General features: G+C 62.8%; 23 protein-coding genes. 13 read left to right on the top strand and 10 right to left on the bottom strand.

Translation table 11 applies throughout. From position 1 onward, the window contains the following. Window position 1: 1 nt before the first annotated feature. A complete protein-coding gene (locus ACA027_RS07470) occupies window positions 2-1192 on the bottom strand; it encodes an MFS transporter (protein ID WP_370682535.1) in 1191 nt (396 codons plus the stop codon). A 448-nt stretch (window positions 1193-1640) separates the two neighbouring features. On the opposite strand from ACA027_RS07470, the gene ACA027_RS07475 reads away from it, so the two are divergent. Then, a complete protein-coding gene (locus ACA027_RS07475) occupies window positions 1641-1979 on the top strand; it encodes a hypothetical protein (protein ID WP_370681772.1) in 339 nt (112 codons plus the stop codon). 72 nt (window positions 1980-2051) lie between these two features. Here ACA027_RS07475 and ACA027_RS07480 read toward each other — a convergent pair whose 3' ends face one another. Next, complete coding sequence (locus ACA027_RS07480) at window positions 2052-3395, bottom strand: LysR family transcriptional regulator (RefSeq protein WP_370681773.1); 1344 nt, start codon at window positions 3393-3395, stop codon at window positions 2052-2054. Window positions 3396-3753: 358 nt separating this feature from the next. Further along, on the bottom strand, window positions 3754-4623 hold the full coding sequence (locus tag ACA027_RS07485; RefSeq protein WP_370681774.1) for a DUF4377 domain-containing protein: 870 nt from the start codon (window positions 4621-4623) through the stop codon (window positions 3754-3756). A gap of 453 nt (window positions 4624-5076) precedes the next feature. Here ACA027_RS07485 and ACA027_RS07490 point away from each other — a divergent pair, with 453 nt between their 5' ends. Then, complete coding sequence (locus ACA027_RS07490; protein WP_370681775.1) at window positions 5077-5634, top strand: DUF2242 domain-containing protein; 558 nt, start codon at window positions 5077-5079, stop codon at window positions 5632-5634. Window positions 5635-5698: 64 nt separating this feature from the next. On the opposite strand, the gene ACA027_RS07495 is transcribed toward ACA027_RS07490, so the two are convergent. Then, the gene (locus ACA027_RS07495) at window positions 5699-6595 is read right to left on the bottom strand and encodes a peptidoglycan DD-metalloendopeptidase family protein (protein WP_370682536.1); all 897 of its coding nucleotides are present in this window, start codon (window positions 6593-6595) and stop codon (window positions 5699-5701) included. 195 nt (window positions 6596-6790) lie between these two features. Here ACA027_RS07495 and ACA027_RS07500 point away from each other — a divergent pair, with 195 nt between their 5' ends. Next, on the top strand, window positions 6791-7948 hold the full coding sequence (locus ACA027_RS07500) for an acyltransferase family protein (protein WP_370681776.1): 1158 nt from the start codon (window positions 6791-6793) through the stop codon (window positions 7946-7948). Between the two features lie 62 nt (window positions 7949-8010). Here the strand turns inward: ACA027_RS07500 and ACA027_RS07505 are convergent, their stop codons facing one another. Continuing rightward, the gene (locus tag ACA027_RS07505; RefSeq protein ID WP_370681777.1) at window positions 8011-8652 is read right to left on the bottom strand and encodes an FMN-binding negative transcriptional regulator; all 642 of its coding nucleotides are present in this window, start codon (window positions 8650-8652) and stop codon (window positions 8011-8013) included. A 263-nt stretch (window positions 8653-8915) separates the two neighbouring features. Between ACA027_RS07505 and ACA027_RS07510 the strand changes: the two genes are divergently transcribed. Both ACA027_RS07510 and ACA027_RS07515 read left to right on the top strand, forming a co-directional pair. After that, complete coding sequence (locus ACA027_RS07510) at window positions 8916-10049, top strand: diguanylate cyclase domain-containing protein (protein ID WP_370681778.1); 1134 nt, start codon at window positions 8916-8918, stop codon at window positions 10047-10049. Window positions 10050-10176: 127 nt separating this feature from the next. Then, window positions 10177-10548, top strand: a complete 372-nt coding sequence (locus ACA027_RS07515; RefSeq protein ID WP_370681779.1) for an oxidoreductase — start codon at window positions 10177-10179, stop codon at window positions 10546-10548. A gap of 169 nt (window positions 10549-10717) precedes the next feature. On the opposite strand, the gene ACA027_RS07520 is transcribed toward ACA027_RS07515, so the two are convergent. Further along, the gene (locus ACA027_RS07520) at window positions 10718-12529 is read right to left on the bottom strand and encodes a glutamine--tRNA ligase/YqeY domain fusion protein (RefSeq protein ID WP_370681780.1); all 1812 of its coding nucleotides are present in this window, start codon (window positions 12527-12529) and stop codon (window positions 10718-10720) included. A 487-nt stretch (window positions 12530-13016) separates the two neighbouring features. Here ACA027_RS07520 and ACA027_RS07525 point away from each other — a divergent pair, with 487 nt between their 5' ends. The 7 genes from ACA027_RS07525 (at window position 13017) to ACA027_RS07555 (ending at window position 17950) form a co-directional block, all read left to right on the top strand. Next, a complete protein-coding gene (locus ACA027_RS07525) occupies window positions 13017-13349 on the top strand; it encodes a hypothetical protein (protein ID WP_370681781.1) in 333 nt (110 codons plus the stop codon). Between the two features lie 139 nt (window positions 13350-13488). Then, complete coding sequence (aroQ, locus tag ACA027_RS07530; RefSeq protein ID WP_370681782.1) at window positions 13489-13935, top strand: type II 3-dehydroquinate dehydratase; 447 nt, start codon at window positions 13489-13491, stop codon at window positions 13933-13935. A 147-nt stretch (window positions 13936-14082) separates the two neighbouring features. Beyond that, window positions 14083-15039 (top strand): alpha/beta fold hydrolase, encoded by a 957-nt coding sequence (locus tag ACA027_RS07535; RefSeq protein WP_370681783.1) that lies wholly within the window; start codon window positions 14083-14085, stop codon window positions 15037-15039. Between the two features lie 11 nt (window positions 15040-15050). Then, window positions 15051-15455, top strand: a complete 405-nt coding sequence (gene arfB, locus ACA027_RS07540; RefSeq protein ID WP_370681784.1) for an alternative ribosome rescue aminoacyl-tRNA hydrolase ArfB — start codon at window positions 15051-15053, stop codon at window positions 15453-15455. Window positions 15456-15677: 222 nt separating this feature from the next. Next, window positions 15678-16580: a dioxygenase gene (locus tag ACA027_RS07545; protein ID WP_370681785.1), complete on the top strand. Its 903-nt coding sequence runs from the start codon at window positions 15678-15680 to the stop codon at window positions 16578-16580. A gap of 26 nt (window positions 16581-16606) precedes the next feature. Continuing rightward, window positions 16607-17278 (top strand): alpha/beta hydrolase, encoded by a 672-nt coding sequence (locus ACA027_RS07550; RefSeq protein WP_370681786.1) that lies wholly within the window; start codon window positions 16607-16609, stop codon window positions 17276-17278. A gap of 105 nt (window positions 17279-17383) precedes the next feature. Further along, window positions 17384-17950, top strand: a complete 567-nt coding sequence (locus tag ACA027_RS07555) for a hypothetical protein (RefSeq protein WP_370681787.1) — start codon at window positions 17384-17386, stop codon at window positions 17948-17950. A gap of 100 nt (window positions 17951-18050) precedes the next feature. Here the strand turns inward: ACA027_RS07555 and ACA027_RS07560 are convergent, their stop codons facing one another. From ACA027_RS07560 to ACA027_RS07570, 3 genes are all read right to left on the bottom strand, one after another. Continuing rightward, the gene (locus tag ACA027_RS07560; RefSeq protein ID WP_370681788.1) at window positions 18051-18803 is read right to left on the bottom strand and encodes an ATP-binding cassette domain-containing protein; all 753 of its coding nucleotides are present in this window, start codon (window positions 18801-18803) and stop codon (window positions 18051-18053) included. A 47-nt stretch (window positions 18804-18850) separates the two neighbouring features. Next, entirely contained in the window at window positions 18851-19765 is a 915-nt protein-coding gene (ssuC, locus tag ACA027_RS07565; RefSeq protein ID WP_370681789.1) for an aliphatic sulfonate ABC transporter permease SsuC, read from the bottom strand. A 61-nt stretch (window positions 19766-19826) separates the two neighbouring features. Continuing rightward, complete coding sequence (locus ACA027_RS07570) at window positions 19827-20813, bottom strand: sulfonate ABC transporter substrate-binding protein (protein ID WP_370681790.1); 987 nt, start codon at window positions 20811-20813, stop codon at window positions 19827-19829. Window positions 20814-21006: 193 nt separating this feature from the next. Here ACA027_RS07570 and ACA027_RS07575 point away from each other — a divergent pair, with 193 nt between their 5' ends. Next, a complete protein-coding gene (locus ACA027_RS07575; RefSeq protein ID WP_370681791.1) occupies window positions 21007-21807 on the top strand; it encodes a hypothetical protein in 801 nt (266 codons plus the stop codon). 87 nt (window positions 21808-21894) lie between these two features. Here the strand turns inward: ACA027_RS07575 and ACA027_RS07580 are convergent, their stop codons facing one another. Beyond that, window positions 21895-23028 (bottom strand): helix-turn-helix transcriptional regulator, encoded by a 1134-nt coding sequence (locus tag ACA027_RS07580; RefSeq protein WP_370681792.1) that lies wholly within the window; start codon window positions 23026-23028, stop codon window positions 21895-21897. Window positions 23029-23411: the final 383 nt, after the last annotated feature.

A 23411-nucleotide genomic window follows, 5' to 3' on the forward strand; every position in this document is an offset into this window, starting at 1 on the left:
GTCAGAGCTGGGTGGGGTCGTTGCTGCGTGCCGCATCTTCCAGGCGGTCCACATCGCGCAGCGGGGCGAACAGCCGCGTCCAGGCGCCCACCACGCCCAGGGTGCACAGGCTGCCGACAATGGCGGCAGGCACCGCGCCGATGGCAGCAGCCATGCTGCCGGCGCGGAACTCACCGAGCTCGTTGCTGGAGCTGATGAACAGCATGTTCACCGCATTGACACGGCCACGCATGGTGTCGGGTGTGGAGAACTGCACCAGGGCCGAGCGAATGTAGACGCTGACCATGTCTGCCGCGCCGGCCACGGCCAGGCAGGCCAGCGACAGCCAGAACCAGTGCGACAGCGAAAAAACCAGATTGGCCAGGCCGAACACGGCCACGGCTGCAAACATCACCTTGCCCACATGGCGCTGTATGGGCCGGGTGCTGAGCCACAGGCCCATGGCCACCTCGCCCACGGCCATGGAGGAGCGCAGCATGCCCAGCCCCTCGGGGCCGGTGTGCAGCACCTCCTTGGCATAGACCGGCAGCAGCGCCACCACGCCGCCCAGCAGCACGGCAAACAGGTCCAGCGAGATCGTGCCCAACACAATGGGCCGGCTGCGGATAAAGCGTATGCCTTCGCTGGCCCGCTGCCACATGCTGCCTTCGACGGGTTGGCGCGGAGCCGCAAAGCGCACAGGCACGCGCGCCAGCAGCAGCACGGCCAGCACCAGGGCGATGGCGCAGACGGCATAGGTCAGCTCGCCGCCGCCCAGCCCGTACAGCGCGCCGCCCAGCATGGGGGCGGCAATGGCCGAGGTGCGCATCAGCATGCTGTTGGTGGCCAGCGCCTGGGCCAGATGTTCGCGCGGCACGATTTGCGGCAGCAGGCTTTGCATGGCCGGGCTGGTGAAGGCGCGGCTGCAGCCAAACAGCACCAGCACGGCATAGATGCCGGCCACACCATGTTCACCCAGCGTGGTCAACCACAGCAGCAGAGCCGCACAGAGCGCGGCCACGCTCCAGCTGGCGGCCAGAATCTGTTTGCGGCTCATGCGGTCGCTCAGGTCGCCGGCTGGCACCAAGAGCAGCAGCATGGGAATGAACTGCGCCAGCCCCACCAGGGCCAGCGAGAGCGGGTCACGCGTGATGTCGTAGACCTGCCAGGCCACGACGATGGCCTGCATCTGCTGCGCGAAAAAGCCCAGCATGCGGGCCGCGAGAAAGGGCACGAAACCCGGCTGGCGCAGTGCGCCGCCCGATACCGGGGTGGGAAGGATGGCAGACAAGGGGGAGCTGAATGCAAGGTGAAGTGGCGCATTGTGGCCGAAGCGGGCGCAGGAGTCTGTGGAGAAGTGTCGGCGCTGAAAAAAGTGGCATACGGTGCAAACCCTTGTGTGGCGTGATGCTGGACGCTTGTGCCCCGATTTATCCACAGGGCCGTCCACAGTCTGCGGGCATAAGTGCGAGGGGCGGCGCAAGGTAGGCCGCTGGTCGCCGGTGTAGGAGGGCTACGGCGTGGGCCGCCAGCCTGTCAGACGGCTCACGGATGCAAATTTTTCCTACATGCATGCGGAGCAGGTCGCGGAACAATGATTTCCATAGCAACAGCGCAGGGTCGCCGGCGCTGCATTTCCGCCAACCACCGAGGCTGCAACCATGAACACGCAATACTCTGGAGCGCTACTGGGACGCCAAGCCGTGATCGAGTTCCCTGAAAGCATTGCTGAAGTGCGCTACACCGTTCGCGGTGATTTGCACTGGCGTGTGCGTGACAAGAACGGCAACATCACCCAGGGCCATGAGCGGCTGAGCTATTTGCAGCTTTCCGACACACTGCATTTTTTGAACTGGATCGAGAAGACCGGCTTCACCGTTAGCCAGGTCATCGATACCGAAAACGGCACGGTGAATGCTTTTTGGTCGTACGCCGATGACCAAAGCGAAGGCGGTCATCGCGCGTCCATGTTTGTGGATGGCAAGTTCCGTTTTTGCTGAGCCATGCTTTGTAGGGGCGTGTGCGGGATAGGCCATAGCCAGGGCATGGGCCCTGAGGTCGTCAACACGCTCTCACGGCTTGGCGCCTGTGTATGCCAGGGAAAGCGCCTGGCCAGCACCTGACTGGGACATGGAGATCGGGGTTATGGCTGCACTGCGGTGCAGCCATTTTTTTGGGCCGGGTTTTGCGGCGGCATATGTGCCCTGCAGCACATCCAGGAGGCTCGTCAGGTCGGCGGCGGTTTCTCCTTCCGATCGCCAGGCCATGCCAATGTGCCTGACGGTTTGCGGGAGCGGGATGGGCACGATGCACAGCGGAGCCGCTTCGGGCCCAAGGGCTTCCGCCAACGAGGCCAGCGCCAGCCGCCCCGTTTGCAGTACGACGGCGCGTGTCAGCGTCGGGCTGCCTGCGTACAGGCGGCTTGTGGGCGGTGGCAGGCCGGCTTGGGCAAAGGCCCGGTGCAGCGCGGACTCTGCAGGGGAATGGGGCAAAGGCAGCACCCATTCATGCGCCAGCAGATCGGCCAGCCCGGGCTTGGGCAGCGCAAAAACGGGATGCCCGGCCTGGGCCACCACGGCCAGCGAGTCCTCCATCAGCACTTTTTGCTGAATACCGTCCGGAGGTGGAAATCGCAGTGCACCCAGCAGCAGGTCAATGTCTGCCCGAAGCAGCTGCTGCACCAGGCTTTCGTAAGTCCCATCGACGGCCCGAATTTTCAGTGCCGGGTGGGCCCGAAACACGGCATCCACCGCCGTGGGGAGCAGCAGGGAGACAGACAGCGGCAGTGCGCCGATGACCAGCTCGCCACGGACTTCTCCGCGCCACGGTGCCAGGTCGGCGTGCAGGGCGCGCAGCTCTGCAAACGCCAGCTGGACGCGGTGCAGCAGCGCATCGCCTGCCGGGGTCAGGCGCGTTCCGTGCGTGGAGCGGTGGAAAAGGTGAACGCCCACCAGATGCTGTAATTGCTCCAGCACGCGGTGGACAGTTGCTGGCGTGATCTGCAGGTGCGTGGCCGCACGCGCTTCACTGCCGCAGAGGGCGATGGCGGCCAGGGCCTGCAGGCTCGAAGGCGTGACGCGTGCGGCAAAGTGCTGTGCAGAGCAGAGTGCAACGTGGTGCCGTGCACCCAGCGCATGTGCGGCCTTTGCGCCCTGTTCGAGCAGCAGCAGCAATGCCTGCGTTCGCCGGCTGACCAGCCGGCCTGGGACCGTGGCTGCCATGCCGCGTCCGCCGCGCTCAAACAGCGCAACGCCGCAGACATGCTCCAGCTTCTGGATGGCCCGGGTGACGGCGGGCTGTGAGAGGTGCAAGGCCTTGGCTGCACGCAGCGCGCTGCCATGCACCACCACGGCTGCCGCGCAGCGCAGCGTGCGCAGCGAATCGAGAAACGGTGCGTCGCGTGCGGCGAGGTTCATGCGGGAGCATGGTACTTACGGTCGGTGCTGGTGTGCTCGACGCATAGTAAGTGAAGGTTTCGGATGTGGTGGATTGCTTACATCGCCGCACAACGAGGGTTTGCGGCCTTCACATGGGCTCAAGCGCAGCCAGGTCGTGACAGCATTTCAGCCATGGAGAAAAAGGTCGTGTCTTGAAATCTTTCAACGTTTTTTCAGTGTGTTGAAAATTGCCAGTCAGATTCTTTTTGTAATAAAAATTGCCGCTGACTGAAGCGGCTCGATGCCGCCACAAGCCACCCCATGCCGGCCGCCAGCCATGGGCTTCAAAGAGGCCGGCCCCTGCGAGGCCGTAGCCAGCAGGGGGCGGTCGTCGTTATCAGCGGGGTTTGACGATTTCGGATTCCACCACCATGTCCAGCACGTAGACATATTTGGAGGCATCGGCCGGCACATTGCGGCGCTCATAGCGCTGCACGCGCAGCACGTTGCGCACGCCAGCTTCATGGCGATAGCCCTGGATATCGCTGTAGAACAGCTCCCATGGGCCTTCCTGCGTCTTCAGGCCACGGCTGTCGTATTGCACCTTGCGCACCTTCAGGCACTGCATGGGTGCCACACCCACGCAGCGTTCGCGCTGGGGGGCCACTTCCAGAAACTCGCGCACGCCTTCGCTGCCGTACAGCGTGGCCGGTGTGGGCTCGCCTTGCAGCTCCCAGCGGGTGCCATCCTTGAACGTCAGCTGCAGCACGGGCTCTGCCTGGTCGGCGGAGGAAGGCACTTGCCAGGACGCCAGCTGCGGCACCTTGGTGGCCACGCGGCGTTCCAGCTCCATCAGGGCCTGGCTGGAACAGGCGCGCAGGGTGGAGACCATCTGGTCCACCTGCATGCGGCTGCCATCAATGGTGTAGCGACCATTGAGCTGGTTGCACAGGTTTTTCACGCTGATCATGCCGTCCCGGCTGAAGTCCAGCTGGATGCTCTGGCCTGACGTGGCTTCGGCTGGCAGCTGCCAGTGGGATTGGGTGCGGCCTTGGGCGTCGGTGGCACGTGTCAGCTGCCAGTGGTAGCCGGGCAAGGTGCTGGCAGGCAGGGAAGCAGGGGCAGTGGTCACGGTGGATGGGGTCTTGGATTGCGGAGCAGAGGTGGTGGCCGCGCAGCCTGCGAGCATCAGCAATGCCATGCTGCTCGCGCCCAGCGTGTAGGCGGCGGTTCGGATGGTGCGGGAGTGTGTGTACAGGTGTTTCACGTTGGCCTCGGGTGCAGTTTGAACATCAATCCGGCCTGACGAGCACACAGGCATGCCTGTGTCCAGGCCCGTCAGTACATTGTGTGACGATACTTGCTCTTGCCGCGAGACTGGGGCAGCAGCCTCCATGAAGCTCGCATAAATGGCAAAAAAATGTATCCAGCTCGTGTCTGTGGGATGGCCTGTACGCCTTGCTGCGCAAGGGGCCTGCTGCTGTAAGGGCCAACGGCGCCGGGCTAGAATCTCAAGCTTCAGGGCCTGTTGCACAGCGCATTTTTTGAAAAATACGTTGCATGGCGACAGGCCTGTAGGCGTGACCGCTGCCGACTTTTTCGTAATGTGGGCAGTCTTGCCACCCTGTATGGGGCGGGGCGCGCGAAGCTGATGGGACTTTTGCATGGGGTGCGGATGAGCGCAATTGGGCAAGCAACAAAGCCCGCAGCCACTGCGGGTATGTCGGTGGTCATGGCAGCGCTGCTGCTGTCGGGCTGCGGCGGTAGTAGCAATCTGCAGACCTTGCCGCCACAAGAGAGTTTTGCGTCGGCGGCGACGTTCTCGCGCATGTTCGATGCCCGGGTGGAGCAAACCTGTGAAGCCGCGCGGCGTGCGCTGCTCAGCCAGGGCTACATCATCGACACCAGCCGCAAGGATCTGGTGGAGGGCAACAAGAACTTCCAGCCGGATGCCGAGCGCCATCTGCAAATGCATATTCGCGTGGTGTGTGCGCCCGAGTCGGCCGATGGCTCGCTCAGCGTGGGCTTTGTCACGGCCGTGCAGGACTCTTATGCCCTGCGCAAGGCCAGCAATTCGGCCAGCTTGGGTGTGAGTGCCTTCGGCTCCTTGTCGCTGCCGTTCTCTGCGGGGCATGACTCCATGATCAAAGTGGGCAGCGAAACCATCCAGTCCGAACGCTTTTATGAAAGCTTTTTCGAGCTGATGCGCCGCTATCTGATGGTGGATGTGGTGGAGCAGTCCGCCAGCACGGAAGTCAGCAAAAAAGCGGCACCTTGAGCGCCCAGAGCGCCAGTCAGGTGCTCTGTGGGCCGTCTGAAATTGCTGGAGCTGAATGCAGGGCTCAGCCCAGGAACAAAGCTGGGTCCACCATGCTGCGGTTCAGCAGCACCCCCCAGTGCAGATGGGGGCCGGTCACCCGGCCGGTAGCGCCCACTTTGCAAAAGCGGTCGCCGGTGCGCAGCACATCGCCCACTTGGCAGTCCATGCGGCTGAGGTGGCAGTACATGCTGAGCAGCCCACCCCCATGGTCGAGCCAGACCGTGCCGCCGTTGAAGAAATAATCGCCCACATCGACCACCGTACCCGGCAAGGGCGCGGCCACTGGCGTGCCCGTGGCGGCGGCAATGTCCATGCCGCTGTGCGGGTTGCGGGCCTGGCCGTTGAAGACGCGGCGCAGCCCAAAGCTGCTGCTGCGACGGCCCGGAACCGGTTGCTGCATGCGCAGCGTCCCCTCCGGTAGGGGCGTGCTAAAGCGCGCCATGATGCCTTGCTGGTGGGCATGCTCGCGCTCATAGCGGGCTTGGTCATCGGGTGCCAGGTCCACGGTTTTGGGCGCCACCTTCAAGCGCTGCTCGGCGTATTGCTTGTTCTGTACCTGGTAGCTCAAGGTGCGGGCCTTGCTGTCTGCTTGTACCTGCACGCTGTGGGTGCCTGGCGGGGTCGACAGGGGAATGCCGATCAGGGCGGTCCACTCGATCATGTCTCCCACCACCAGCACGGGCACATCGCCCGCCAGAACCTGGGGGCGCTGTGCAGCCGGCCCCAGCGAGAGGCAGGCCACCCCGCCGGGCACGCGGCTGTCTTTTGGCCAGATGCGCTCATCCCCCGCCGCGCGGGCCTGCCAGGGCGCAGCTGCCAGCAGGCCGAGGCTGGCCCACTGCAGCAACTGCCGGCGGTTGGGAGAGAGAGGCTGTGGTCCTGCCCGCAGCGGGGCATGGGGAAAAGCAAAGCGGTCCATGGCCTGCATTGTGGCGTGTACCTGAGGATGTTCTGGTGGCCGTAAGCGAATGTGCTTGTTACGAGATGGCAGCGCAGCGGCCTGCACATCGGTGTCGACTTGGCTACCATGGGCCCCCTCGCAAGTTTTTTTGAACTGCTTGTAGAAGCCGGCCATGCCGGCTTTCTCCTTTGTGCAGTCCATGCGCTGAACTCCATGTCTTCCCGCAATACCTGGCTGGACCAGGTCAAAGGCCTCGCCTGTCTGCTGATCATCTGCCACCACCTGGCCTTTTATGGCCCTATGTCAGATGTGGTCAAACCCATGGCCACGGGCCTGATGGACTGGCTGTTTGAATACGCCCGCATGGCTGTGCAGGTGTTTCTGGTGCTGGGGGGCTATCTGGCTGCAGCCGGGCTGGCGCCGCAGGGCTTGACCCGTCACAGCCAGCTGCTGTCTTTGCTGGGCAAGCGTTTTGTGCGGCTGGTGCTGCCCTTTGCGGCGGCGCTGGCATTGACCATGCTGGTCACCGAGCTGGTGCGCAATATGGGGTTTGAGCATGCGTCCATGTCGGCGCCACCCACCTGGAGCCAGCTGCTGGCCCATTTGTTCCTGCTGCAGGGCGTGGGGGGCTGGGAGTCGCTGTCCGCCGGCGTCTGGTATGTGGCCATCGACTTTCAGCTCTATGCCCTGACGGCGCTGTGGATCTGGACCTGCCACCGCCTGCTGCGTGCGCCGCAGGCCGCCCGAAATGGCCAGCCCTTGCCCACGGGGTGGCACCGCTTCCCCCTGACGCTGGTGCAGCTGGGAGTGCTGGTGTTGACCCTGGTATCCCTGTGGGACTGGAACCGCGACAGCGAGTTGGACAACTGGGCAATTTATTTCTTTGGCACCTATGGCCTGGGCATGATGGCCTGGTGGGCCGCACACAGCGTGCACCCCATGGGGCGCTGGTGGTGGGCTGCCGGCATGATGCTGCTGGGTGCCGTGGCCCTGTGGGTGGAGTGGCGCACCCGCATTGCCCTGGCACTGGTTACGGCGCTGGTGCTGGCGCTGGCTGGCAGCGTGCGTTGGCCGGCGCGGGTGCGGAGCCTGAACTGCGCGCCGCTGCAGCAGCTGGGGCAGATGTCGTATTCGGTCTTCCTCATCCACTTTTGCACCAGCCTGCTGGTCAATGCCGTGTGGCATATGCTGTGGCCCGACAGCGTGGTGCTCAATGCCGTGGGCCTGCTGCTGGCGGTGCTGCTGTCCGTGGCGGCCGGTCACCTGCTCTACCAGGGCGTGGAAAGCCGCAGCGCCAACTGGCAGGAGCTGCTGCGTTGGCAGGCCGGCACCATGGGCGTAGGGGCCGCGGTGGCACTGAATTTGATTTGATGCCAACCCCTCCCTGAGGTGCTTGCGGCCCTCCTTCTGGGGGGCGCAGGCTCCAGGCCGACTCAGGCGTCCCGCATATGCTGTGCCAGGGCGGTCTGGCCAGTGACCTGCAACTGATCGGCCACAGCCAGTCTGTCTTGCGGCAAGCGGTTCTGGCTGATCTTGAACTTGCCTTCCAGCCGGCTCACGGCAATCTCCAGTCCCACGATGGCGCCCAGCATCTGCTGCAAGGCATCGGGTGCGGCGTCGGCCATCTTCCAGGCGGGGTAGGCTTGGGGGGATTGCTGTTGCACCAGGGCCTCGTGGTGCTGTGTCAGCCGCCCCACCACGGCGCGCAAAAATTTCTCGTCATCGTGCACCGTCAGCTGGCCGTGAGCGTGGACCACGCGGTAGTTCCAGGTGGGCACCAGCCGATGCTGTTCATGCTTGCTGGGATACCAGTTGGGCGAGACATAGGCTTGCTCGGCGCGAAACACCACCAGCACCGGGCCACCGCCCGAAAGCTGCTGCCACAACGGGTTGGCCCGGGCCACATGGGCTTGCAAATAGGTCTGGCCCTGGGCGTCCACGCGTAGCCAGAAAGGCAGGTGGTGGGCGTCGAGCTGCCCCTCGGTCTGCAGCACCAGCATGCCCAGCGGGTGTTGCTGGATCAAGGCTTGCAGCGGTGCTGCATCGTCTACGGCGAAATGGGGTGGGTTGTACATGGCAATGGCAGTAAGAGCGTGTTCATGATCTCCTCGCGGCGCGCCTGCGTAGAGATCGTGGGCATGCTCTAAGCGAGTGGAAGGCCTGTGCTTTATATACTGCACCCGCTTCCGGTTCTGTGCCGGGGTGTTGCCCGCCATGCCGGAGGCAGCCATAACGACAAGATTCAAGCCGCAAGGGGAGGGGCGTCCTATGCCCATGGCAGCGTTTTTCATGGCCGCAGGCCCAGGCGCGTCAAAGCCTGGGCGGCACGGGCCGCCGCATGTCTAAGGCCCCATTCCCTGGGGTGGGCAGCTCCGAAATCCTGCTGGCCCTGGTCCAGCCTTTGCTGGCCGTCGTGGTGGCCTGTCTGTTCCTCGCGCTGGCGCGGCTGGGCGGGAGGCTGCGTTACTTTGACTGCTTCGGGGCGGCCTTTGTGCTCTATGCCCTGGGCAGCGCCATGCAGGTGGCCCGGGTGCCGGAGCAGGTGGTGCTCAACGTGCTGGCCAGTGGTCTGGCTTATTCAGGGGCTGCGGTGTGCTTTGCCCAAGGGCTGGCGCAGATTGCCGGGCGCAGTGTGTGGCGCTCGACCACCTGGCTCATGGCGGCCGCGCTGCTGGTGCGTGCCTGGTTTGTGGTGGTGGATGACCAGGTCACTCTGCGCCTGTGGACGCTGCAGCTTTCGGTCACCGCCGTGCTGGCACTGGGGACCTGGCAAACCCGTGCGCTGTGGCAAGGGGGCAAGGCGGAGCGGTTTTTCTTTGTGGTGCTGGTGGGCTTTACCGCCAGTTTTGTGCCGCGCACCTTGCTGACGCTGCCGGAGCAGACCGCGACCTTGGTGGGATATGACCGATCCCCTTATTGGCTGGGTGTGCAGATTTGCTTTTATGTCTTTGGCCTGCTGTTCACATTGGCATTGCTGGTGCTGACCGCCTCCCGCCTGCTGGGAGAAGCGCGCGAGCACAGTCTGCGCGACCCGCTGACCCGGTTGCACAACCGGCGCGGTCTGGAGAGCCATCTGCTGCCCTCGGGCGCTTTCAGCCTGATCTTGCTGGATATCGATCATTTCAAGCGCATCAATGACCGCTGGGGCCATCGCCAGGGCGACAAGGTGCTGGCGGAGCTGGCTTGCATCCTGCAGCAGCATATGCGGCCCAGCGATGTGGTGGCGCGCTTGGGGGGCGAGGAATTTGCGCTGTATTTGCCCGGTGCGCCCCAGCCCCTGGCCGAGCAGGTCGCCGAACGCTTGCGCCAGACCATTGCCCTGCATGCGTTTTCTGACCAGATGGCCTGCACCTGCAGCTTTGGTGTGGCCGGCTTCGATACGCAAGTGCCTTTTGATGCGGCCTATGGCGAGGCGGATCAGCGCCTCTACCAGGCCAAGGCCCAGGGGCGCAACTGTGTGGTAGCGGGCTGAAGCGCCAGGCGCTGCACGCAGAAACGGTTTTTGACCTGGAGCAAGCCGCTGCTGTGGCGTAGTGAATTTCCCTGTGCAAATGCTGCGCTTTTTCTATGATGGCAGGCAATAACCGGAGGGAGAAACAATGCAAAGCATTCAGATTGTGGTGATTGGCGCTGGCGAAACCGGCACCCCGCTGCTGCGGCAGCTGCTTGATGCACCCTTTGTGCAACTGCGCGGCGTGGCCGACCTAGACCTCAACCAGCCCGGCATTGCACTGGCGCGTGAGCGCGGCGTGCATGTCACCACCAACTTCATGGAGCTGGTGGACCACACGGTGGACATCGTTATCGATGTCTCCGGCTCGCACCTGGTGCGCGAGGTGCTGCGCAGCAATATGGTGGACACCGACAACACCCACACGCTGATCGTGCACGAGGCCATTGCCCTGTTGATGCTGTCGCTGTCTGCGGGCCGTTTGGTACACAGCAAGCACGGGACGCTGGAGTATATGTAGCCCGGGCTGGCGTAGCATGCGCTCATGTTTGGATAGCTGCCTGCGCAATGGTGGTGGGCTTTCGGGGTGGGGAAAGCTGAAATCTTGCTCCCCGACTCACGCGCTTTCCACTGCATCACCATGAAAAAAGGCTGCCCCATGGCAGCCTTTGTCGCAGTGCAGCGGGTGCTTATTTGCCCCAGCTGTCCTTCAAGCCCGTGATCTTGTTGAAGACCGGATGGGCCGCGCTGTGGTCCTTGCGGTCGGCCACAAAGTAGCCAAAGCGCTCGAACTGGAACTTGTCGTCCGCCTGGGCAGCCTGGAGCGAGGGCTCCACATAGGCCGTCACCACTTTCAGGCTGTCCGGGTTCATCAGGGCCAGATAGTCCTTGCCGCCGGCGTCGGGCTGGGCATCGGTGAAGAGGCGGTCATACAGGCGCACCTCGGCCTGCAGGCCGTCGGCCACACCCACCCAGGTGATGGCGGCCTTGACCTTGACGGCATCCGCTCCGGGCGTGCCGCTCTTGGTGTCGGGCACCACGGTGGCCAGCACCTTGGTCACATGGCCGTCGGCATCTTTTTCGCAGCCCGTGCACTCGATCACATAGCCGCCCTTGAGGCGCACCTTGTTGCCGGGGAACAAACGCTTGTAGCCCTTGGGCGGCACTTCGGCAAAGTCCTCGCGCTCGATCCAGACCTCGCGGCCCAGGGTGAAGCGGCGCTCGGGAGCGGACTCGCCTTCCCCATGGTGGGGCAGGGCGGGCAGGCTGCAGGCTTCCAGGTGGTCGGCATTGCCAAACACCTCGGCCCAGTTGCTCAGCTCCAGCTTCACGGGGTCCAGCACCACCATGGCGCGGTGGGCCTGGTTTTCCAGGTCTTCGCGCAGACAGCCTTCCAGCGTGGCGTAGTCGATCCAGCTGTAGTCCTTGGTCACGCCGATGCGGTCGCAGAAATTGCGGATGGAGGCCGGTGTGAAGCCACGGCGGCGCAGGCCGAAGATGGTGGGCATGCGCGGGTCGTCCCAGCCGGAGAGCAGGCCGCTGTCCACCAGGTGCTTGAGCTTGCGCTTGCTAGTGACCACATAGGTCAGGTTCAGGCGCGAGAACTCGTACTGGCGTGGCTGGGGCGCACCAATCAGGCCGCCTTCGCGCAAATGGTCCAGCAGCCAGTCGTAGAAGGGGCGCTGGTCTTCGAATTCCAGCGTGCAGATGCTGTGGGTGATGTGCTCCAGCGCGTCCTCGATGGGATGGGCGAAGGTGTACATGGGGTAGATGCACCACTGGTTGCCGGTGTTGTGGTGCTCGGCATGGCGCACGCGGTAGATGGCCGGATCGCGCAGATTGATATTGGGCGCAGCCATATCGATCTTGGCGCGCAGAACGGCGGCGCCGTCTTCCAGCTTGCCGGCCTTCATGTCGGCAAAGCGTTGCAGGTTTTCGGCCACGGAGCGGTCGCGGAAGGGGCTGTTCACGCCGGGGCGGCCAAAGTCACCGCGGTTGGCCTTCATGTCCTCGGCCGACTGCTCGTCCACATAGGCCACGCCCTGCTCGATCAGGTAGACCGCGGCGCGGTACATGAAGTCGAAGTAGTTGCTGGCGAAGTACAGGTTCTCGTGCCCGTCGGCATCTTTCCAGTCAAAGCCCAGCCAGTGCACGGCATCGATGATGGCGTCCACATATTCCTGGTCTTCCTTGACGGGGTTGGTGTCGTCAAAGCGCAGATGGCAGGTGCCGCCAAAGTCGCGTGCCAGACCGAAGTTCACGCAGATGGACTTGGCATGGCCCACGTGCAGATAGCCATTGGGCTCGGGCGGAAAGCGGGTGCGGATCTTGGCCTCATCCACCTGGCCTTGCTGGTGGTGTTGGGCATCGCCGGGCTGGCCACCCCAGCGGCGCTGGGCGTGGGTGCCTTTTTCCAGGTCGGCTTCGATGATCTGGCGCAGGAAGTTGGTGGGCTTGACGGCTTCCGGCGCGTTGTTATTGGTGTTGGCAGGGGTGCTCATAGGGGAAGGATTGTAGGCGGGCGGCTATGGCCTTGCCGTGGCGCCTTTGCCGCAGCGGGGCTGGGCGCTTTTTAAAAGAGCGTGTTCACGATCTCTACGCAGGCGCGTTGGAGCGCAATCGGGATGAGTTCGAGCCGATGGGGCGCAGCTTGCACCGGGGTGCAAGCAAGCGCCAGCGCGAAGAAATCGCCCGATTTCGCTCCAACCCTTCGGGCCAGTGGCTTTGCGGGCGGTCTACTGCGTTGCGAATCCTCGCAATAGCGCGGCTATTGCTGCGGTATCGCGCCTTGTATCCCATCCCGCAAAGACACTGGCGTGCCGCGAGGAGATCGTGAACACGCTCTAAAGTCAAGAAACGTTAAGAAACAAAACTATCAAGAGTGATGACATCCAAATACAAGGCTGCCGCGTTGAATGCTCAAGTGAACGGCGCGGCCTCCTGGCCCAGCGCCGGCCTCCACCGTACTACAACGAGGAGATCGTATTTATGTGGAAGAACCCCATTCCTGCTTTGCTCGTTGCCGCAGCAGCTTTGACCAGCGCCATTGGCACGGCATCTGCCGGCAATGTGACCTGGTCGGTCGGCATCCAGGCCGGCCCACCGGTGGTGTACGGCCCGCCCCCGGTCTATATGGCACCGCAGCCGGTGTACGTGGCTCCGCCCCCTCCGGGCTATTACGCCCCACCGCCCCGTGTGGTGTATGGGCCTCCCCCGGTGGTGATGTGGGCCCCTGCGCCACCTCCGCCCCGCTGGCGCCACCATCACCACCGCCGGCATGACCGCGGTGACTGGGACGGTGACGGCCGCTACCGCCGCTGACCTGGCAGGCCCTGCTGCGCAAGTGCTGGTGCAGGGCTGGCAAGGCAGTGGCCCACGCCAATGTCGGCAAGGCGTCAGCCGTGAGCCCGGACATGCCAGATGGGCAACGCATAATTCCCCGCAATTGCCGGAGTGATGCATGCCTTCCACTATTTTTGTTCTCAATGGCCCGAATCTGAATCTGCTGGGCACGCGCGAGCCCGCAGTCTATGGCTCCGACACCCTGGCCGATGTCCAGGCCTTGTGTGAACAAGCCTGTGCCCGCCACGGGCTGGCGCTGCGCTTTCACCAGAGCAACCACGAAGGCCAGTTGATCGACTGGATCCACGAGGCCGGCCGCCTGCATGCCCAGGGCCAGCTGGTGGGCCTGGTGTTCAATGCCGGGGCCTATACCCACACCAGCGTGGCGCTGATGGACGCAGTCAAGGGCACGGGTGTGCCGCTGCTGGAGCTGCACATCAGCAATGTGTTTGCGCGCGAGGCCTTCCGCCACCATTCCTATCTGTCGCCGGTGGCGCGGGCCGTCATGTGCGGGTTGGGCGTGCGCGGCTATGCCCTGGCCATTGATGCGGTAGCGAGTTGGTAGGAGTGCACCCTCTGAGCCGCTTCGCGTCCTCCCCCTCTCTGGCTTCGCCGGAGGGGGACGGCACCAGCGCTGCGGGGCGGCCCTTGCGCGCTGCCCTGGATTGGAGGCCGCCGTGCCTGGATTTTTGCCCCTTGATGAGTGATTCCCTTGTCCGAAACCGTTTTTGAATCTGATGCCAGCCTGCCCGCACTGGGCTGGAGCGACGGCCCTGAAGCCTTGGAGGCCATGGCCGCTGGCCAGCTGCAATCCACCGAGGTGTTGCAGATGCTGGCGTTGGGCGAGCGCGTGGTCCATCCCCATGGCCGCGGCCACACCGTGCTGCACCACTGGAAACCCAAGCAAGCCAATGGCCGAGCACCCGTAGTGCTGCTCCACGGCGGCAGCGGCAGCTGGACGCACTGGGTGCGCAGCATAGCCCCGCTGACCGAGGCGGGCCATGATGTCTGGGCCGTGGACCTGCCGGGTTTTGGCGATTCCGATCCGGTGGCGGGTGCCCACGATGCCGATGGCCTGATTGAGCCTTTGGGCCATATGCTGGAGGCGCTATTCCCCCGGCAGCCCGTGCAGCTGGTGGGCTTTTCCTTTGGCGGCATGACGGCGGGTATGCTGGCCGCGGCCTTTCCGCAGGCGGTGCAGCAACTGGTGATCCTGGGGGCGCCCGGCATCGGCCTGAGTGCCAAACACCCTTTCAGGCTCAAGGGCTGGCGGCATCTGAAGTCGCCCTATGCCCAGCTGCAGCACCATGTGTTCAATCTGGGCGAGCTGATGCTGCGCGACGGTCAGCGCATCACCCGCGACACCGTGGCCCTGCATGTGGCCAATGTGCAGCGCGATCGCCTGCCGCGCCGGCGCATCTCCAGCACCGACATCTTGCTCAAGTCACTGCAGAAGGTGGGCTGCCCCGTCACCGCCATTTATGCCGAAGGGGATGCGCTCTACCCCAGCCTGCTGGGTGAGGTGGAAACGCTGCTGGCCGCCAGTGCCCGTGATTTCCGGGGCCTGCACCGTGTGGCCGATGCCGGCCATTGGGTGCAATACGAGGCGCCAGCAGCCGTGCATGCGCTGCTGCTGCCCATGCTGAGCCGCAAGCCGGAAGTGGGCTGAAAGGGCAGGCCATGCGCTGGCAGTTGCAAGAAGACGAGGTCAGCTGGACCGCCATCCGCGCCCAGGGGGCGGGCGGCCAGAATGTGAACAAGGTCGCAAGTGCCGTGCACCTGCGCTTTGATGTGGCTGCATCTTCCTTGCCCGACACGCTGAAAGAGCGGCTGCTGGCGCGCTGCGGCCATGACCAGCGCTTCACCCAAGAGGGCGTCATCGTCATCAAGGCCCAGGCCCACCGCACGCAGGAACGCAATTTGCAAGATGCCATGCAGCGCCTGCAGGAGCTGCTGGCCGAGGCCGCCCACACCCCCAAGGCCCGCAAAGCGACCAAGCCCACACGCGGTAGCCAGCGCCGCCGCGTGGAGGGCAAAAAACGCGACGGGGAAACCAAGGCTGGGCGGAAAAAGCTGCGAATTTGATAGCTGCTCATGCACGTGTATGTAGCGTGAAAGCCATTTTCAATGCATTTTTTTCGGAATCTAGAGTGGGCAGAAGCCGCGCCTCCATGGTGTGATTGCTTGGATATTTGGAACAATCTGTAGCAGTAAGGCTATCTAGTGCCGCAGTGCTTGCGCCCCTACATTCACACAGTTGCCAGGGCCTGCATCCGTTGCGCCCCGGCCTTGTTGGAAAGACTTGCCATGATTGCCTCCCAGATTGCTCCCTCCTCCACGGCCTTGGCTGCGGCCTCTGCGCAGCGGTTGCCTGCTCTCTTCGTCTCCCATGGCTCGCCCATGTATGCGCTGGAGCCGGGTGAGACCGGCCCGGCCCTGCAGCGTTGGGGTGCAGAGCTGCGCGCCGAGTTTCCTGGCCTGCAGGGGGTGGTGCTGATGTCGCCGCACTGGATGGGGCGCAACCTGGAAGTCATGGCCGCATCGCAGCCCGCCACCTGGCATGACTTTGGCGGCTTTCCACAGGACCTGTATGGCCTGCGCTATCCGGCGCCGGGTGCACCGCGGCTGGCGCAGCAGGTGGCAGCTTTGCTGCAGGCTGCGGGCCAGCAGCCGCATCTCAACCCCGAGCGGCCCATGGACCATGGTGCCTGGGTGCCGCTGATGCATTTGTTCCCCGAGGCCGATGTGCCCGTGGTGCAGATCTCCCTGCCTGCCGACGCCGGCCCGGCCGATGTCTATGCCCTGGGCCAGGCCCTGCGCCCGCTACGCGATGCCGGCGTGCTGCTGATGGGCTCGGGCAGCATGACGCACAATCTGCGCGACTTCATCACCGGCAACCGCACGGGGCTGGACTATGTCCAGGCCTTCAGCCGCTGGATTGAGGCGCGCATCACCGAGCGAGACATGGCCGCCTTGCTGGACTGGCAGCACCAGGCCCCGCTGGCGCTGCGTGCCCACCCCACGGACGAGCATTTCCTGCCGCTGTTCTTTGCCCTGGGCGCGGGCGGCCCGGGCGCCCAGGCCCGCTACCTCAGCCGCGAGGTGGTGTATGACTTTCTGGCCATGGACAGCTTTGCGCTGCAAGACCCGCCACTGCAGGCCCCGCTGCCGCAGGCACAGGCTGGACAGGCCGTGCAGGCATTACAGTGACGGCCTGCTGAAACCCAAGGAAACGCATGGAAGCCCCCGCACTGCAACTGCCACTGAATGGCTATATCCGCCCGGCCCAGGCCGCGCCTGAAGCGGCCTGGCTGCTGGTACTCATGCACGGCGTGGGCAGCAATGCCCAGGACCTGTTCAGCCTGGCACCCTATGTGCCGGCCCAGTTTCATGTGCTTAGCCTGCAAGCGCCCTATGCCATGGGGCCGGATGCGTTTGCCTGGTTCCAGTTCAGCGTCAACCCCGATGGCAGCCGCAGCATTGCGGCCGACCAGGAGCTGCACAGCCGCGCTCTGGTGGCCCAGACCGTGGAGCAAGCTGCCCAGCAACTGGGCGTGCCGCCCGAGCGCGTGGTGGTGGGCGGCTTCAGCCAGGGCGGCATCATGAGCCTGAGCCTGCTGCTGACCCAGCCCGCGTTGCTGCATGGCATTTGTGTGTGGCACAGCCGCCTGCTGCCCGAGGTGTTGCCGGCACAGGTTGACCCTGCGCAGCTGGCCGGCCGCCAGGTGTGGCTGAGCCACGGCACCGAGGACAACGTCATCCCCTTGCGCAGCGCTCACCAGGCCCGCGACCACCTGGCGCCGCTGCCGGTGGCGCTGGACTACCGCGAGTACCCCTGCACCCACACCATCCACCCCGATGAGCTGCGTGACTGTATGCAGTGGCTGCAGGGACTGACCAGCGCCTGAGTGCATGTGTACGCCCCCATGCGGCGCGCCAGCATGGGGCATTGAATGTACATACGGGGCCCTGGAGATGGTGCCCATCGGCCCTGGACATCGCCACCACGCAAGATGCAGTTAATTGAACAATATCTTCCCGCGTTCCAGTTTCGGGAGCAGCACGCCATCATTGCGGATGCCTCTCCCAGGCGTTTGCTGGAAGCGGCATTGCTTCCCGAGGCGACGGAAGACCCCTGGGCGAAGCGTTTTATCCGGCTGCGGGAGCTGCCTGACCGCGTGCTGGGCGCATGCGGGGTAAAAAGCGGTTTGCAGCATCGCCCAGCCTTTGGCCTGCATGAATTTATGCCGCTAGGGGCTGACATGGAGCGCGAGCTGGCATTCGGCCTGGTGGGCCGCTTCTGGCAGCGCGACTATGGCCTGGTGCAGCTGGCTGCGCCGCAAACGCAGTTTGCACATTACCTGGAGCCTAATCTGGCGAAGCTGCTGCTCAACTTCAGCGCGGAAACTTTGCCAGACGGCAGAACGCGGCTGATGACGGAGACCCGTGTGTATTGCTCGGACGCCCAGGCCTTGCGCAGCTTTACCCCTTATTGGTGGTTGATCCGTCCCGTCAGTGGTTTGATTCGGCGCCGCCTACTGGCCCGTATTCGGGACGTGGCAGCATCCCATAGGCCTTGATGGCGCTCACTTTTCCAGAGAAAACGCGGCCACACACGCGTGCCCCCAGCGCACAGAATGCGCTGGACTCCAGAGCGGTGGCTGGCACGCAGTCAGCCGGCTACCCAAAGCGCGCAGCTTCTGGCTGCTGCAGCACCCGCTGCAAGATGCGCTGTGCAATGGCGGACAGCGCGGGATCGCCATGGCGGCGCGGGCGGGCGATGGTGATGCGCTCATCCCAGGCAATGCGGCCCGCTTCGATCAGCACCACCCGGTCGGCCAGTATCACGGCCTCCTGCACATCGTGGGTCACCAGCAAGGCGGTGAAGCCGCGCTCCAGCCAGAGGGCTTCGATGAGGCGGTGCATCTCCATGCGGGTCAGAGCGTCCAGCGCGCCCAAGGGCTCATCCAGCAGCAGCAATTGTGGCTTGTGCACCAGGGCGCGTGCCAGGGCCGCGCGCTGGCGTTGGCCGCCGGAGAGATGGGCAGGCCAGTCCCGGGCGCGCTCCGCCAGGCCCACTTGCTCCAGCAGATGCAGTGCCGCGCCCTGTTGCCTGGCGGGCAGGCCCAGCACCACGTTGTCCAGCACCGTGCGCCAGGGTAGCAAGCGGGCTTCCTGAAACATGATGCGGGCCTGTGTGTTCAGGCCCTCAATGGGCTGCAGATTGTGTGTCAGGCGGCCCTGGCTGGGCGGCTCCAGGCCGGCGACCAGGCGCAGCAAGGTGCTTTTGCCGCAGCCGCTGCGGCCCACGATAGCGACAAACTCGCCGGGCGCAATGTCCAGGTGCAGGGCGTGCAGCACCTCTCTGTGGCCAAAGCGTTTGCTGACGGCCTGGGCATGCAGGTGCACACCCTTGGCGGAAGATGGGTGCATGGTGTGAAGCAAAAAGGTGGATGGAGGCGGTGCAAGGTCACCACGGTTCAGTGCGCATAACCGGGGTGCCAGCGCAGCCACCAGCGCTCCAGGTTGCGCGCCAGCACATCGGCCAGCTTGCCCAGCAGGGCATACAGCAGCACCCCGACCAGCACCACATCGGTCTGCAGGAATTCGCGGGCATTCATGGTCATATAGCCAATGCCGGCCTGGGCGGAAATGGTTTCGGCCACGATCAAGATCACCCACATCAGCCCCAGTGCAAAGCGCAGCCCCACCAGAATCGAAGACACCGCTCCGGGCAAGATGACATCCCGGTACAGGCCCCAGCGCGGCAGGCCGTAGGTGCGGCCCATCTCGATCAGCTGCGGGTCCACATTGCGGATGCCGTGAAAGGTGTTGAGGTAGATGGGAAAGAACACCGACACCGCGATCAAGAATAGCTTGGCGGATTCGTCGATGCCAAACCACAGAATCACCAGCGGAATCAGTGCCAGGGCCGGCACGTTGCGCACCATCTGGATGGTGGAGTCGAGCAGGGTTTCAAAAAATCGCACCGAGCCGGTGAGCAGGCCCAGAGCCAGACCCAACCCGCCACCCAGGGCCAGGCCTGCCAGTGCCCGGCCGGTGCTGACCTTGACATGGCTCCACAGCTCGCCAGAGGCGGACAGGGCCCAGGCTGCCCGCAGCACTTCGATGGGGGAGGGAAGAATGCGCGTGGGCAGCCAGCCCAGCGAGGCCGCCCCTTGCCAGGCCAGCAGCAGCAGCAGGGGCAGCAGCCACGGGAGCAGGGCATGGGCCAGGCGTGCCAGCCGCCCTCCCAGCCAGCGCAGCGCTTGCAATATTGTCTGGTACGGCGGTGCGGTGCGGGGCGATGGTTGTAGAGGGACAGCCCCCTGGTGCGAGGCGCCCAGTGAGGGGGTGAAGCCCTGGATCAGCAGCGAATGCAAGGTGGCTGGCATGGCAACTCCGGTAAGAGGTCGAGGGGATTCCGTAGCAGGCGCTATGGCTCAGAACATGTACTCAGGGCTTGCTAGGCAAGATGGCGTCTTGCACCTTGATGGGCTTGGGAATGAGTTTTTGGGCGTAGAAGGTGTCGGCCACTTTTTGCTGCTGGGCCACGATGTCGGCGGTGATGGGCTGGGCATTGAATGCAGAGCGTTGCAATGCCAGCTCCACCACATCCACCGGCAGACCTTGCAAAGGGGCAATCAGCTCGGCTGCCTGGCGCTGGTGACTTTTCAGCCAACGGCCTTGCTCCACCGCATCGGCAAACAAGGTCGCAATCACCTGGGGGTTCTTCTGCACAAAGCTGTGCTCGCCCAGGTAGTAGGAATAGTTGGGCGCCACACCGTTGCTGCCATTGGCCAGCACACGGGCGCCTGTGGCTTTTTCTGCGGCCGCTTGAAACGGCTCCCAAATCGCCCAGGCATCTACGCTCTTGCTTTCAAAGGCGGCGCGGCCGTCGGCAGGGGCCAGGTAAATGGGCTGAATATCAGAGGGCTTCAGACCATGTGTTTCCAGCAGGCGTAGCAACAGGTAATGCACATTGCTGCCCTTGTTCAGCGCCACCTTCTTGCCTTTCAGATCGGTGACTTTCTGGATGGGGGAGTCCTTGGGCACCAGAACGGCTTCGGCATGCGGGGCGGCAGGGTCATAGCCAAAATAGACAAACTGCGCCCCGGCAGCCTGGGCAAATATGGGTGGGGCCTCTCCGACAAAGCCCACATCGATGGCGCCCACATTCAAACCCTCCAGCAATTGCGGGCCTGCGGGAAATTCCACCCATTTAACGGCAAAGCCCTGGGCCAGGAGCTTTTTCTCCAGACTGCCCTGGGCACGCTGCAGCACAAACAGGCTGGCGGATTTTTGAAAACCTATGCGCAGCGTTTGTGCAGTCTGTGCCTGTGCCGAGGGGTTGCCCAGCAGGCCGAGCAGCAATGCCAGCGTCAAGGCCTGCAGCAGGCGCAGGGGGCGCGATAGAAAACGGATCCATGGGGAGGGAGACATCAACATATCTTTCAAATGTGGAGATATGCGGCCCATGTTGGCAAAGAAGCTGATGCAATAAAACCAATAAATTATTTCTTGTTTATAAATATTTTGGCTAAAGAGCACTTCTCAAAATCCCGCCTGTTTCCCGTAGTGCTCTGAAGTTCGGCTGGTTTTTCGCTGCCTCGCGCAAACGTCAACGCAGCGCAATATGCGCACCACCAAGCTGCGGACCAAGCTTGAGAAGCTGCTGAAGGGGGGCGCCACATTGCGCTCGGTGGGCGCGTATTCGGTGCGCCCGCCTTGGGACTGGGTGATGAGAGGTCCCCGTCCGGGGAATTTTCCCAATTCATCACCCTTAGGGGTGATGAGATGCGGAGCACTGAATGTTGAAATGCAAATTGTTTCCTCAAGCCTCAAAAATTTACACGTAACACATATGCGCGCCCAACACTTCATGCCAAGCATGCGCCTGCTGAAAATCCTCATCTTGGTGTTTTCTTTCAATGTACTGAGCGGTTGTGGACTTCTCTGGAAGCCCCAGGGTGCCACGGATGAGTCTTGGGCCGAAATGAAAGAACAAAAAAGGCGCTGGCTGGCAGAGCAAAAGCAAGCCGATGCCGCAAGAGCGCCGGATGAATCCACCCAATGGATAGGCGCGGTTGGCGGAGCTTTGGCGGGAGTCGGGGCTGCTGGCGGCCGTAATGCTGCGCAAATGGCCGCACTCGGGAATGCCATGCAGTTTTCGGCCACCAATCCGAATGCAAGTTCGGTGGAAATGATGGGTGCTGCAAGCAGCATGGCAGCGGAGCAGAAAAAATCCCCGAAAAATTGCACGAGAAAAGTGAATGCGATTGAGGACGCCAAAAAAATGTGTGACTGCGAAGGAGGCCGTTCTGAGAGGAAAATAGACCCGCGCGCAACGCGCCTTATATGTCATTTGCCCCAAAATACGTCATGGACTTGCTCTGTTTACAATGATGGTAGTCGCTCACAATGTGCGACAAAATAAATCTTTATTCTTGAATTTCTCCGTGCCAGGAATACAGAGATTTTCTTGTTTGTCTCTGTGGGATTGATGCGTTTTTCTCCAGATTCTTCATCTCGAAGGTCGATGCTGCAGAAATGCCATACGAGTCACCTCGGCCATGCTGCTGACGCCCAGCTTGGCTTCAATCGCCTTGACTTGCGTGCGTACGGTGTTCAATGACACTTGGCGGAAATCAGCACATTCTTTTTGCGACAGACTCTCGAATGCCAACAGCACGCAAAGTTCAGCCTCTGCCTGCGTCAAGCCATACAACGCGCGCAATTGCTGCACCCGGGTGGTTGGCGATGGTTTGTCCGGCCCCAGCATCAAGGTCAGTGGCCGCTGCCAATGGCGGGCTAGCCGAGTATCTGGAGGCATGGGGTACAAGGTGAATGGCAGTGACTCACCAGCCTCTCCCCGCAGCAACAGCACGCCTTGTTTGCTGGCCTGCTGCCATTGCGCAGATTCAGACCAACCTGCCGGCATGAGGCGCCCGCCGACACAGCGCAAGGCCATGGGGTGCGCTCGCATCAAGGCATGCCCCGCAGCATTGACCTGCAGCAGTACACGCGCCTCGTCCATGACAAACACCGGGACATCCAGCGCATTCAGTGCCGCGTCAGCCAATGCGGCTTTTTGCTCAAGAGGTTCCAGCCGACTCTGCAGCTGCAAAGCCCTTGCCAGATGGGTTCGCAGTAGTGCCAGCGTACGGCGTTCTTCTTCGCTGGGGCTTGCTTGGCCACGGCCGTAAAGCAGGCTCAGGTAGTCGCTGCGTTGTTCGCCTTTCTGGATGAAAAAGCCGCAGAAGCCACCAATCTCGAACGAGGGCATGCATTGCTGGTGATACACACCATGTGCGCGTTGCTCCGAGCTAATGTGGTGGTGGTCATCGAACCACCGGCCTGGCTCCCAGTTTGCGACCACTGCTGCCGTTGGGTCGTATAGACGATATTCCTGCTGATATTCGGCCAGAAATCGTGTGCTCCAGCCCTGATCGTCGCCGGCAAATACATGGCCCGAAGGCAATCCACTCTGCATGTCCAGCGATAGCAGCCCTACGCCACGCAGACCCATGTGCGTTCGCAAATAAGTGAGCGGAGCTTCCCAAGGTACGTCGCTCATGCCTGCTGCATACACAGCACTGAGCAACGATGAGAAGTGAGCATCTGCGGCAAGCTCAGTCGTTGAATGGGCATTCAGCACTTCGAGTCTCTTGCAAGGGTGTGGTTGGTTGAATCCGCCAAAATGCTCAGCGTTTGTAACGCTACCTGATTTTCCAGGCAATAGGGTGATGCGTGGGTGCCTCCATGATGCCGGAGCTTGAATGATTTTTTGGATTCGAGAAGTCTACCAAGCCTTATCTCATATGATTTTCAATGGTGTTATGTGGATCGTGTTGTTCATGCTTTTGAATAAATGATTTTATATTTGATGGAATCTTGTACTTTTAAATCATTCCTTTCTAAGAAATAAATATAAGAAGAAAAACTGATTTGAAAAAATCAAAATATTATTTTTCATTTCAATGAAAGCATTCAACACTTGGACCCCATGGCCGCCGCAGCATCGGGTTTTCGCGGTGTCGA

It is taken from the genome of Comamonas sp. GB3 AK4-5, from assembly GCF_041320665.1.
Taxonomy (GTDB): domain Bacteria; phylum Pseudomonadota; class Gammaproteobacteria; order Burkholderiales; family Burkholderiaceae_C; genus Comamonas.